General features: G+C 51.0%; 3 protein-coding genes. All 3 read right to left on the reverse strand.

Annotation, left to right across the window (positions count from 1 at the left end; all coding sequences use genetic code 11):
- Positions 1 to 52: 52 nt before the first annotated feature.
- A complete protein-coding gene (locus AC5YBZ_RS01435) occupies positions 53 to 8,338 on the reverse strand; it encodes a cadherin-like domain-containing protein (RefSeq protein WP_494543325.1) in 8,286 nt (2,761 codons plus the stop codon).
- 248 nt (positions 8,339 to 8,586) lie between these two features.
- Positions 8,587 to 9,426 carry a type I secretion C-terminal target domain-containing protein gene (locus AC5YBZ_RS01440; RefSeq protein ID WP_494543326.1) on the reverse strand — a complete coding sequence of 280 codons (840 nt, stop codon included), beginning with the start codon at positions 9,424 to 9,426 and terminating at the stop codon, positions 8,587 to 8,589.
- 20 nt (positions 9,427 to 9,446) lie between these two features.
- A complete protein-coding gene (locus tag AC5YBZ_RS01445) occupies positions 9,447 to 14,594 on the reverse strand; it encodes a retention module-containing protein (protein ID WP_494543327.1) in 5,148 nt (1,715 codons plus the stop codon).
- Between the last annotated feature and the right edge of the window lie 113 nt (positions 14,595 to 14,707).

A 14,707-nucleotide genomic window follows, 5' to 3' on the forward strand; every position in this document is an offset into this window, starting at 1 on the left:
GACTAACTAGTGCTATCATCTATCATCTATCATCTATCATCTTATGCATTAACTACATAATTTTGCTATCAAGCTCTTGTGGAGTATAGAAAGTTAATGGTTCGGTACTGCTACTAGAATAAGCAGAACTTGCATCGTCTATGATTAGCGCTCCATCCCCATTCGTGCCTAGGAGTGAGTTGATCACTTCGGCATCACTGTTAACACCAAGTTCGGCAAATAAATCGACCCCATCAAGTACAATCATCTGATCGACATGATCATCACCATTGGCATCAATTTCGATAGTCGTGTTGCCATCTTCAACCGTAAAATGTAGATAGTTTTCTAAGTTATCTTTAGTTTCACCTTGAAGCAGATCGCTTAGATCGAGTTTGTCCTGCTTGATGTTAAAATCGCTAATATGGTCAGTGCCCGTATCGCCTTGCTGCCAGACGAAGGTATCATTGCCTAGACCGCCGATCAGAGTGTCGTCGCCCAAGCCACCTATGAGATAATCGTCGCCAGACTGACCATCAAGCAGATCATTACCGTCTCCGCCGATAAGTTCCGAGCTTTCTGAGCCTCCACGAATAGAAATAGAGGTATCTGTACCATCGACAATGACAATTTCTATACGGGGTTCGAAATCAGACGGTAATGGTACTTCGGTTTGCACTATCCAATCTTCAAGGTTGAATACGCCACCATTGAGGGTGAACGCGTTCGAATCTATGCTCCAGGTACCATCACCATTCGAGGTCATCTCTATAGCACCATCGCCATCACCATCATAAATAATCGCATTAGCGTCGTCGGGGAAACCCGATAAGGTGATGCTTTGTACACTCTCGCTGCCATCTAGATCGCTGAACGAATAGGAGGCTGTCAGCGGATAGGCATAGGCTGTTTGGGTTACGCCAATTGTGGTCATGCCTTCAAGTGTCGATCCGTTTCCGCCGTTAGAAGTACCCGAAACGACGAAGCTGAACGAATTAAAGGCAATGTCACTGTGCAGTATCATGCTGGTACTGCTATTGGCATCCTCCGGGAAAGTGTATGTCTGTTCTGTGGTGCTACCATCGATATTTTGCATGGTAAAGGTGAGGGTTTGCCCCGAAGCATTTTTGAAAGACAATTTAATATCAGTTACGTAGCCTGGCATATCTATGTTGAGATAGTCATCGTCATTAATCCTAAAATCACCTCCGACACCGACACCTATACCCTGGCCGTTACTAACTTGTAAATATTCGCCATCGCTAGTGGTGACAGTAGTGCCGTCTGCATATTCAATTTTTGTTATTTTATTTTGACTTGGGTTACCTTCTGCGTCATAGGTCGTTTCACCCTCATTAAATGTAATGTCGACCAGAGATACCTCACCGACAGCAACGGTGAGGTCATCGCCTACAGTATCGGCTACGGGAATCACTGTGCCCGTAACGGTAGCAGTTTCTTCACCACCGTCGACATCTTCGATAACATAATCAAAGGTCACAGTACCACTGTAGTTATCGTTAGGGGTAAAAGTGATCTCTTCATCGGCATTGATGAAAATCGAGCCGTTATCGATCTCAATGGATTGTTCACCACCAGTTAGCTGCACGCCGTTGATAGACTTAATCGTTAAACCTTCGCCAATATCATTCCCTAACAGATCTAACGCGTCAGAGGTGTGATCTTCAAGTACAGAAAAAGTATCATCATTGGCAATAGCGGTGTCATCGACGGCGTTGACATCAACGTTGACGGTGATCGGCTCAGAGACGTTGCCCTGCGCATCTTCAATGGTGTAGGTAAAGATGTCTTGCGTGGTGTCACTGCCATCATGGCGGTAAGTGACGGTGCCATCGGCATTGACGGTGAGCGTGCCGTTGGCAGGCTGGCCGACAATCACGATGCTGCCTAAGTTCAGCTCACTTTCGCTGTCCGCGTCATTACTGGCGACATCAATCACCACTTGCGCGCCTTCGTCGACGTTATCGGCATCATCTGCACCAATCGGCGCGGTGTCATCGACGGCGTTGACATCAACGTTGACGGTGATCGGCTCAGAGACGTTGCCCTGCGCATCTTCAATGGTGTAGGTAAAGATGTCTTGCGTGGTGTCACTGCCATCATGGCGGTAAGTGACGGTGCCATCGGCATTGACGGTGAGCGTGCCGTTGGCAGGCTGGCCGACAATCACGATGCTGCCTAAGTTCAGCTCACTTTCGCTGTCCGCGTCATTACTGGCGACATCAATCACCACTTGCGCGCCTTCGTCGACGTTATCGGCATCATCTGCACCAATCGGCGCGGTGTCATCGACGGCGTTGACATCAACGTTGACGGTGATCGGCTCAGAGACGTTGCCCTGCGCATCTTCAATGGTGTAGGTAAAGATGTCTTGCGTGGTGTCACTGCCATCATGGCGGTAAGTGACGGTGCCATCGGCATTGACGGTGAGCGTGCCGTTGGCAGGCTGGCCGACAATCACGATGCTGCCTAAGTTCAGCTCACTTTCGCTGTCCGCGTCATTACTGGCGACATCAATCACCACTTGCGCGCCTTCGTCGACGTTATCGGCATCATCTGCACCAATCGGCGCGGTGTCATCGACGGCGTTGACATCAACGTTGACGGTGATCGGCTCAGAGACGTTGCCCTGCGCATCTTCAATGGTGTAGGTAAAGATGTCTTGCGTGGTGTCACTGCCATCATGGCGGTAAGTGACGGTGCCATCGGCATTGACGGTGAGCGTGCCGTTGGCAGGCTGGCCGACAATCACGATGCTGCCTAAGTTCAGCTCACTTTCGCTGTCCGCGTCATTACTGGCGACATCAATCACCACTTGCGCGCCTTCGTCGACGTTATCGGCATCATCTGCACCAATCGGCGCGGTGTCATCGACGGCGTTGACATCAACGTTGACGGTGATCGGCTCAGAGACGTTGCCCTGCGCATCTTCAATGGTGTAGGTAAAGATGTCTTGCGTGGTGTCACTGCCATCATGGCGGTAAGTGACGGTGCCATCGGCATTGACGGTGAGCGTGCCGTTGGCAGGCTGGCCGACAATCACGATGCTGCCTAAGTTCAGCTCACTTTCGCTGTCCGCGTCATTACTGGCGACATCAATCACCACTTGCGCGCCTTCGTCGACGTTATCGGCATCATCTGCACCAATCGGCGCGGTGTCATCGACGGCGTTGACATCAACGTTGACGGTGATCGGCTCAGAGACGTTGCCCTGCGCATCTTCAATGGTGTAGGTAAAGATGTCTTGCGTGGTGTCACTGCCATCATGGCGGTAAGTGACGGTGCCATCGGCATTGACGGTGAGCGTGCCGTTGGCAGGCTGGCCGACAATCACGATGCTGCCTAAGTTCAGCTCACTTTCGCTGTCCGCGTCATTACTGGCGACATCAATCACCACTTGCGCGCCTTCGTCGACGTTATCGGCATCATCTGCACCAATCGGCGCGGTGTCATCGACGGCGTTGACATCAACGTTGACGGTGATCGGCTCAGAGACGTTGCCCTGCGCATCTTCAATGGTGTAGGTAAAGATGTCTTGCGTGGTGTCACTGCCATCATGGCGGTAAGTGACGGTGCCATCGGCATTGACGGTGAGCGTGCCGTTGGCAGGCTGGCCGACAATCACGATGCTGCCTAAGTTCAGCTCACTTTCGCTGTCCGCGTCATTACTGGCGACATCAATCACCACTTGCGCGCCTTCGTCGACGTTATCGGCATCATCTGCACCAATCGGCGCGGTGTCATCGACGGCGTTGACATCAACGTTGACGGTGATCGGCTCAGAGACGTTGCCCTGCGCATCTTCAATGGTGTAGGTAAAGATGTCTTGCGTGGTGTCACTGCCATCATGGCGGTAAGTGACGGTGCCATCGGCATTGACGGTGAGCGTGCCGTTGGCAGGCTGGCCGACAATCACGATGCTGCCTAAGTTCAGCTCACTTTCGCTGTCCGCGTCATTACTGGCGACATCAATCACCACTTGCGCGCCTTCGTCGACGTTATCGGCATCATCTGCACCAATCGGCGCGGTGTCATCGACGGCGTTGACATCAACGTTGACGGTGATCGGCTCAGAGACGTTGCCCTGCGCATCTTCAATGGTGTAGGTAAAGATGTCTTGCGTGGTGTCACTGCCATCATGGCGGTAAGTGACGGTGCCATCGGCATTGACGGTGAGCGTGCCGTTGGCAGGCTGGCCGACAATCACGATGCTGCCTAAGTTCAGCTCACTTTCGCTGTCCGCGTCATTACTGGCGACATCAATCACCACTTGCGCGCCTTCGTCGACGTTATCGGCATCATCTGCACCAATCGGCGCGGTGTCATCGACGGCGTTGACATCAACGTTGACGGTGATCGGCTCAGAGACGTTGCCCTGCGCATCTTCAATGGTGTAGGTAAAGATGTCTTGCGTGGTGTCACTGCCATCATGGCGGTAAGTGACGGTGCCATCGGCATTGACGGTGAGCGTGCCGTTGGCAGGCTGGCCGACAATCACGATGCTGCCTAAGTTCAGCTCACTTTCGCTGTCCGCGTCATTACTGGCGACATCAATCACCACTTGCGCGCCTTCGTCGACGTTATCGGCATCATCTGCACCAATCGGCGCGGTGTCATCGACGGCGTTGACATCAACGTTGACGGTGATCGGCTCAGAGACGTTGCCCTGCGCATCTTCAATGGTGTAGGTAAAGATGTCTTGCGTGGTGTCACTGCCATCATGGCGGTAAGTGACGGTGCCATCGGCATTGACGGTGAGCGTGCCGTTGGCAGGCTGGCCGACAATCACGATGCTGCCTAAGTTCAGCTCACTTTCGCTGTCCGCGTCATTACTGGCGACATCAATCACCACTTGCGCGCCTTCGTCGACGTTATCGGCATCATCTGCACCAATCGGCGCGGTGTCATCGACGGCGTTGACATCAACGTTGACGGTGATCGGCTCAGAGACGTTGCCCTGCGCATCTTCAATGGTGTAGGTAAAGATGTCTTGCGTGGTGTCACTGCCATCATGGCGGTAAGTGACGGTGCCATCGGCATTGACGGTGAGCGTGCCGTTGGCAGGCTGGCCGACAATCACGATGCTGCCTAAGTTCAGCTCACTTTCGCTGTCCGCGTCATTACTGGCGACATCAATCACCACTTGCGCGCCTTCGTCGACGTTATCGGCATCATCTGCACCAATCGGCGCGGTGTCATCGACGGCGTTGACATCAACGTTGACGGTGATCGGCTCAGAGACGTTGCCCTGCGCATCTTCAATGGTGTAGGTAAAGATGTCTTGCGTGGTGTCACTGCCATCATGGCGGTAAGTGACGGTGCCATCGGCATTGACGGTGAGCGTGCCGTTGGCAGGCTGGCCGACAATCACGATGCTGCCTAAGTTCAGCTCACTTTCGCTGTCCGCGTCATTACTGGCGACATCAATCACCACTTGCGCGCCTTCGTCGACGTTATCGGCATCATCTGCACCAATCGGCGCGGTGTCATCGACGGCGTTGACATCAACGTTGACGGTGATCGGCTCAGAGACGTTGCCCTGCGCATCTTCAATGGTGTAGGTAAAGATGTCTTGCGTGGTGTCACTGCCATCATGGCGGTAAGTGACGGTGCCATCGGCATTGACGGTGAGCGTGCCGTTGGCAGGCTGGCCGACAATCACGATGCTGCCTAAGTTCAGCTCACTTTCGCTGTCCGCGTCATTACTGGCGACATCAATCACCACTTGCGCGCCTTCGTCGACGTTATCGGCATCATCTGCACCAATCGGCGCGGTGTCATCGACGGCGTTGACATCAACGTTGACGGTGATCGGCTCAGAGACGTTGCCCTGCGCATCTTCAATGGTGTAGGTAAAGATGTCTTGCGTGGTGTCACTGCCATCATGGCGGTAAGTGACGGTGCCATCGGCATTGACGGTGAGCGTGCCGTTGGCAGGCTGGCCGACAATCACGATGCTGCCTAAGTTCAGCTCACTTTCGCTGTCCGCGTCATTACTGGCGACATCAATCACCACTTGCGCGCCTTCGTCGACGTTATCGGCATCATCTGCACCAATCGGCGCGGTGTCATCGACGGCGTTGACATCAACGTTGACGGTGATCGGCTCAGAGACGTTGCCCTGCGCATCTTCAATGGTGTAGGTAAAGATGTCTTGCGTGGTGTCACTGCCATCATGGCGGTAAGTGACGGTGCCATCGGCATTGACGGTGAGCGTGCCGTTGGCAGGCTGGCCGACAATCACGATGCTGCCTAAGTTCAGCTCACTTTCGCTGTCCGCGTCATTACTGGCGACATCAATCACCACTTGCGCGCCTTCGTCGACGTTATCGGCATCATCTGCACCAATCGGCGCGGTGTCATCGACGGCGTTGACATCAACGTTGACGGTGATCGGCTCAGAGACGTTGCCCTGCGCATCTTCAATGGTGTAGGTAAAGATGTCTTGCGTGGTGTCACTGCCATCATGGCGGTAAGTGACGGTGCCATCGGCATTGACGGTGAGCGTGCCGTTGGCAGGCTGGCCGACAATCACGATGCTGCCTAAGTTCAGCTCACTTTCGCTGTCCGCGTCATTACTGGCGACATCAATCACCACTTGCGCGCCTTCGTCGACGTTATCGGCATCATCTGCACCAATCGGCGCGGTGTCATCGACGGCGTTGACATCAACGTTGACGGTGATCGGCTCAGAGACGTTGCCCTGCGCATCTTCAATGGTGTAGGTAAAGATGTCTTGCGTGGTGTCACTGCCATCATGGCGGTAAGTGACGGTGCCATCGGCATTGACGGTGAGCGTGCCGTTGGCAGGCTGGCCGACAATCACGATGCTGCCTAAGTTCAGCTCACTTTCGCTGTCCGCGTCATTACTGGCGACATCAATCACCACCTGCGCGCCTTCGTCGACGTTAGCGGCATCATCTGCACCAATCGGCGCGGTGTCATTCACCGGAGTGACGACGATGGTTAACGTCGCTTCTTCGCCGGTATTGGTGGTGTAAGTGATCACCGGGACGTTGCCGTTCCAGTTATCGTTGGGCGTAAAGGTGTATGAGCCATCGGCGTTGATCACCAGGCTGCCGCCTTCTACTTCAACTGTGGTACCGGCGGTGACGGTCTGACCGTCGACGCTGAAGCTGACCACTGACAGATCGCTGTCGATGTCACTGTCGTTATCCAGTACGTTGCCAGTGGCGACTGTATCTTCTGCAATCGTGTTGCTGTCGTTGGTCAGCACTGAGGCATCATCCACCGGGGTGACGACGATGGTTAACGTCGCTTCTTCGCCGGTATTAGTGGTGTAAGTGATCACCGGGACGTTGCCGTTCCAGTTGTCGTTGGGCGTAAAGGTGTATGTGCCATCGGCGTAGATGACGACTGTACCGCCGTCGAGTTCAACTGTGGTGCCCGCTGCAACGGTTTCGCCGTCAACGGTGAAGCTGACCACTGACAGATCGCTGTCGATGTCACTGTCGTTATCCAGTACGTTGCCAGTGGCGACTGTATCTTCTGCAATCGTGTTGCTGTCGTTGGCCAGCACAGAGGCATCATCCACCGGGCTGACTTCAATAGTTAACGTCGCTTCTGCGCCCGTATTAGTGGTGTAGGTGATCACCGGGACGCTGCCGTTCCAGTTGTCGTTGGGTGTGAAGGTGTATGAGCCATCAGCATTGATGACGAGTGTGCCGCCGTCGAGTTCTACCGTGGTGCCCGCCGTAACGGTTTGGCCATCAACCGTGAAGCTGACCACCGATAGGTCGCTGTCGATATCAGCATCGTTATCTAAGACGTTGCCAGTGGCGATAGTATCTTCATCAATACTGGCTGTATCATTTGTTGTCAGCGTTGGGCTTTCATCGGTAATGATGGTTGTTTCTACAGCTGTATTAGCTAAATCCTGCGGTAGACCTTGGGTGTTAAAGCCTGCAGCTGCCATGGTTTGTGCGCCATCACGGCCAAGGGAGATGAAATCAGATCCACCTTCATTATTCGTTGTTCCACCTGCAGCTGTCTCTGGTAAATTAGCTGTTGGATCTTCTCCTGATTGAATCAGTGCTTGTAATTGCTCGATTTCAGTCAGTGCATCAACACTTTCGGCGTTAGTGGTATCGCTATTTTCTGCCATATTAGATGGTTTCGATGCGGAGGCGCTACTGTCAAACATGCTGCCATCGTCATATGCGATAAATAGACTGGATTCGGTGGGGATAAGCAGCGTCGAACCTACGGGAATGTGCTCGCCAATCGTTAAAGGTTTCTGACCATTACTGGTTTCAATCGAGATCTCTCCGCGAGCATCTATGACCTGTCCATTTGCCGTTGTAACGATTGATTGCATGACCTGCTCCCACACCTTAAATTAACATTTACGAATACATAATGTATTGCAGTTGTTATAAAATTATTCTCAGAATAGGATGCTAGCAAGCTATTGTCTTTAGGTCAATTTTTTGACGTTCTAAGTCATGCTCAGGTTAGTTATTAATTGTTAATTTAGTATGAATACGCTAGGCAGTAGGCTCGTTAACGTAAAAAGCCAAACACTCTTATGAGTGTCTGGCTTTATTGTGCCGTTAATATTTTGACTTAAGGGATGGTATCTACTACCAATGGGCTATAGCCAAGTAAGTTGTTGATGTCTGTTAAGTCACCAAGGGTAACATTAGTGTCTTGTAGGATAATGGTTAGATCGTCAAATCCACTATCATCGCCATTGGCATCGACAGTAATAATGGTGTCCCCATTTACAGCATCGAATGTGATATTGAGGTAATCATTTAAATCACCTAATTGCTCATCTACTAAAATATCTGATAAATCGAGCAAGTCATTGTTTATGTCGAAGTTAATGATGGTGTCTATGCTTCCGTCTGCTGCTCCTACCTCCCAAATGGCAATATCAGCGTCGGTGTCATCTCCTAAATCAATCGTATCAGACCCATTTGTGCCGATTAGAATTTCTCCCCCTGTACTAGGGTCAGTAGATTCATTCACGATTAAGCCTTTAAGGCTACTATTATCTGCTGACATCGTTGCTAATTGCATAGTTTCGGATGGCTCAACTACAATAGTGAAATGCCCATCATCTGGATCACCAGCAAAGATAACGCTATCGTTATCACCATCTGTTGCTGTATAAGAGAATTCTACTCCGATAGGCAACTCTGTAACTATTGTATTTGATGATACAGCAAAAACTTGGAAAGCTTCTCCGGGGTTATTAGGGTCATCATCATGGGTATTATCATAGAAAATTTCAATGGCTAATATTGTGTCTCCGATGGGAGCAATGATTTCTAGATCTTGAGTGCCAACGAAAGACTGATCTGTAAATTCAACGACTCCAGCGTTTTGATAAGTCACTTTATAATAAAAGTAACTTGTTCCATCACGAGTATCATTATTACCTACTCCGAGACTAATCAATGCTGAGCTAGTACCACCATTTACATAATCGAATCTAAGACGTCCTCACCATTGCCAATTGAAACATTGTCATCAACGCCAATGCCAGCGTTGTTAGAGTTGATCTTGGATTGACTGCCTGTGCCTGTTATTTCTGCGATGACAGTGAGCCCGGGTGTTGGATCCCCAGCTGATATTGAGCCATCAGAATGAACGAAGTAGGTGCCTTTGCTGTTTGCAGGAGCGCCACTGACATCATAACTGATTGTCGATTCTAATTGAATTTCCTGTAACAGATTAAACTGATAGTCGTAATGACCATCAAGATCTTGAACTGCTGTAACGGTAAATACTTCTACAGTTGTGAGTTCATCGATTTTGGCCGTCGCGGTTAATGTATTACCGCTCATGCTATAGCTTAAATATTCACCATTGTATTTAAGCCCAGCAGTTTCCACTGTAAAAACAACTTCACCAATTCCATCCGCACCAGGAGCGAAGAGATCGCCTGATATAGACTGACCAATAGCGTTGAGTATTGAAAGTTCGGCAGACTCGTCAACTTCATCTATGGGAGAGTCATCTTCAATAGTTACCAGCAGCTCGCTTGGAATACTGTTACCCAGCATATCATTTATCGTAACCCCTAAATTGAACTGTAATATATCCTCATCGTTGTTTGAGGGGTGATCAATGTTTGCATTTAGAGTGATTTGATAGCCGACGGTGTAGTCAGGAGAAGTGCCTTCAACCTCTCCGATTATAATGGTCATTACAAGAAGCCCATTTTGTGTGCTACCTGTCCAAGTGTTACCATCTCGCTCCCACACATCTACTGGCTCACCACCCGAGGTCAATCCTACGGGATCAGAAATCAATACATCAAAGGAGGAGCTATCAACATCGGTAAAGCTAATAATGCCAGATGTACTGACCTCATTGGTGGTATCAGCATCACCAGTATTATCATCCTCTATTCCATAGAGTAGTCCTTCTTCTGAAACCCTTGCCGGATCAATATTTGTGATCTCAGGCGCATCGTTGACTGAATCAACGGTGATGGTGACGGTGGCCGGTGTGGCATCGGCCAAATCATCATTATCGACCGAGTGATAGGTAAAGGTGGTTTCACCGTTCCAGTTCTCATCGGGCATAAAGGTGAGGTTAGCCGCATCGGCAACGAGCACGGTCATACCAAGGGTGACCGCCACGCCATTGAGCATCAAGGTGCCGTTGGCAGGCAGGCTGTCAATCACAAAGCTCACCACCTGACCATCGAGGTCACTACCACTTAAGGCCGGCACCGCAATCAAGGTGTCTTCATCGCCAGTGGTGGCTAAATCGTCGGTCTCAGGCGCATCGTTGACGGAATCAATGGTGATAGTGACGGTGGCAGGCGTGGCATCGGCCAAATCATCATTATCGACTGAGTGATAGGTAAAGGTGGTTTCACCGTTCCAGTTCTCATCGGGCATAAAGGTGAGGTTAGCCGCATCGGCAATGAGCACCGTCATGCCAATACTCACCGCCATGCCATTGAGCATCAAGGTGCCGTTGGCAGGCAGGCTGTCAATCACAAAGCTCACCACCTGACCATCGAGGTCACTACCACTTAAGGCCGGCACCGCAATCAAGGTGTCTTCATCGCCAGTGGTGGCTAAATCGTCGGTCTCAGGCGCATCGTTGACGGAATCAATGGTGATAGTGACGGTGGCAGGCGTGGCATCGGCCAAATCATCATTATCGACCGAGTGATAGGTAAAGGTGGTTTCACCGTTCCAGTTCTCATCGGGCATAAAGGTGAGGTTAGCCGCATCGGCAATGAGCACCGTCATGCCAATACTCACCGCCATGCCATTGAGCATCAAGGTGCCGTTGGCAGGCAGACTGTCAATCACAAAGCTGACCACCTGACCATCGAGGTCACTACCACTTAAGGCCGGCACCGCAATCAAGGTGTCTTCATCGCCAGTGGTGGCTAAATCGTCGGTCTCAGGCGCATCGTTGACGGAATCAATGGTGATAGTGACGGTGGCAGGCGTGGCATCGGCCAAATCATCATTATCGACCGAGTGATAGGTAAAGGTGGTTTCACCGTTCCAGTTCTCATCGGGCATAAAGGTGAGGTTAGCCGCATCGGCAATGAGCACCGTCATGCCAATACTCACCGCCATGCCATTGAGCATCAAGGTGCCGTTGGCAGGCAGACTGTCAATCACAAAGCTGACCACCTGACCATCGAGGTCACTACCACTTAAGGCCGGCACCGCAATCAAGGTGTCTTCATCGCCAGTGGTGGCTAAATCGTCGGTCTCAGGCGCATCGTTGACGGAATCAATGGTGATAGTGACGGTGGCAGGCGTGGCATCGGCCAAATCATCATTATCGACCGAGTGATAGGTAAAGGTGGTTTCACCGTTCCAGTTCTCATCGGGCATAAAGGTGAGGTTAGCCGCATCGGCAATGAGCACCGTCATGCCAATACTCACCGCCATGCCATTGAGCATCAAGGTGCCGTTGGCAGGCAGACTGTCAATCACAAAGCTGACCACCTGACCATCGAGGTCACTACCACTTAAGGCCGGCACCGCAATCAAGGTGTCTTCATCGCCAGTGGTGGCTAAATCGTCGGTCTCAGGCGCATCGTTGACGGAATCAATGGTGATAGTGACGGTGGCAGGCGTGGCATCGGCCAAATCATCATTATCGACCGAGTGATAGGTAAAGGTGGTTTCACCGTTCCAGTTCTCATCGGGCATAAAGGTGAGGTTAGCCGCATCGGCAATGAGCACCGTCATGCCAATACTCACCGCCATGCCATTGAGCATCAAGGTGCCGTTGGCAGGCAGACTGTCAATCACAAAGCTCACCACCTGGCCATCAAGGTCACTACCACTTAAGGCCGGCACCGTAATTAAGGTGTCCTCGTTACCTGAGGTGGCTAAATCGTCGGTCTCAGGCGCATCGTTGACGGAATCAATGGTGATAGTGACGGTGGCAGGCGTGGCATCGGCCAAATCATCATTATCGACTGAGTGATAGGTAAAGGTGGTTTCACCGTTCCAGTTCTCATCGGGCATAAAGGTGAGGTTGGCCGCATCGGCGACGAGCACGGTCATACCAAGGGTGACCGCCACGCCGTTGAGCATCAAGGTGCCGTTGGCAGGCAGACTGTCAATCACAAAGCTCACCACCTGGCCATCAAGGTCACTACCACTTAAGGCCGGCACCGTAATTAAGGTGTCCTCGTTACCTGAGGTGGCTAAATCGTCGGTCTCAGGCGCATCGTTGACGGAATCAATGGTGATAGTGACGGTGGCAGGCGTGGCATCGGCCAAATCATCATTATCGACTGAGTGATAGGTAAAGGTGGTTTCACCGTTCCAGTTCTCATCGGGCATAAAGGTGAGGTTAGCCGCATCGGCAACGAGCACGGTCATACCAAGGGTGACCGCCACGCCATTGAGCATCAAGGTGCCGTTGGCAGGCAGACTGTCAATCACAAAGCTCACCACCTGGCCATCAAGGTCACTACCACTTAAGGCAGGCACCGCAATCAAGGTGTCTTCATCGCCAGTGGTGGCTAAATTGTCGGTCTCAGGCGCATCGTTGACGGAATCAATGGTGATAGTGACGGTGGCAGGCGTGGCATCGGCCAAATCATCATTATCGACTGAGTGATAGGTAAAGGTGGTTTCACCGTTCCAGTTCTCATCGGGCATAAAGGTGAGGTTGGCCGCATCGGCGACGAGCACGGTCATACCAAGGGTGACCGCCACGCCGTTGAGCATCAAGGTGCCGTTGGCAGGCAGACTGTCAATCACAAAGCTCACCACCTGGCCATCAAGGTCACTACCACTTAAGGCCGGCACCGTAATTAAGGTGTCTTCATCGCCAAGGGTTTGTAACGCATTGGTTTCTGGGGCATCGTTAGTACCTGTAATCGTGATAGTCAGTGGTGAGTTGACGATATCACCGTCACCATCGGTCAGTTGATAAGTAAAGATATCGGTGAGTTGCTCACCTTCTGCTAATGACTGAATAGCCGCTAATGAATTATCTAATTGATAGGTATAGCTACCGTCGGCAAATACGATGAGTACACCAAATGTTCCTTGGATAGACGTTGCTCCAGCTATCGCTATCGTCTCGCCTTGGCTGTTGGTGACCGCGGTGACTTCGGCTGAGTCGGCGCCCAAGGTATCATTCGAAAGTAGATTACCTAGGACTTGCCCCCCTTGATCTTCTGCGACGCTATTGATGTCGGCAGAACTAGTTGGCTGGTCGTCAATAATGTTTATGGTAATAATACCGTTGGCAACGTTGCCAGCCCCGTCGATTAATTCAATATTAAACAGTAATTGGGCTTGATCACTGACATTATGATCGACACTGGAGTCAAGGTTGTAGTCATAGTCAAATTGGCCAGTTGCATCATTAAAGCTAGTGATCGTCAGTACACCATTGGCGGTATTAATGACTAATGGACCGACAAATTGGCCATTATCAATAATAGTAATGCCGTTGATTTTAAGGATATCGATTCCTGCTTCAGCATTCGCTCTTATGTTAGATGCCAGTCTATTGAGTAACGCTGACGGATCGCTCCCTTCTGGCATGTTAGCTTCAAAAATGGAGAAAGTTGCTGAAGAAACCGTGGGCGTATCAAGTACGATATCTGGGATCGCTAAGGCTTCGGCTGTAGTCGCCGTTGCTTGAGTGAATCCAGCGGTATCCCAACCCGCATTGGCGAGCGTTTCATCGCCATTACGTGTGAGGGATACAAAGTCAGACCCCCCCTCATTTCCCGGTGTACCAGCACCTGCTGCGGTTTCTGGTAATCCTTCAGTAGGATCCTCACCTGCCAGTATTTGTGCTTGAAGCGCTGCGATTTCAGGGTCGAGGGCGACCGGCGTATCAGCAATTTGGTTGGTATTATCTACCTCTACCGCCTCATTGCTGTTGGCTTGCTGCTCCACTGTGGGCAGGGCTATTTGTGTTTGATCTACTGAAGTACCATCTTCATAGGTTAAGTTAAATGTCGCGTTTTCAGGAAAAATCAGCTGCTCACCCGCTTTAATGGTATCGCCAATATTAATTTCTCTGATATTTCCCTGCTCATCCTTAACGGTAAGTTGACCGACAAGATTAGTGACTACAGCGTCTTGTGTCGTAATTGATGCACCCATAATAATTTCTCGCTTTACTAGGCATAAAACATTGAGCTAATACAGCGGTATTGCTCTAGTTATGCGTGTTTTTGGGGCTTGCTTCTACTTACATTAAGTGTGGTGAGCTTTGA

The organism is Shewanella sp. 553, from assembly GCF_059338375.1.

Excerpts from the sequence above, each read along its gene's own strand:
- AC5YBZ_RS01435 (WP_494543325.1), bottom strand. The coding sequence starts at position 8,338 with ATGCAATCAATCGTTACAACGGCAAATGGACAGGTCATAGATGCTCGC.
- AC5YBZ_RS01445 (WP_494543327.1), bottom strand. The coding sequence starts at position 14,594 with ATGGGTGCATCAATTACGACACAAGACGCTGTAGTCACTAATCTTGTC.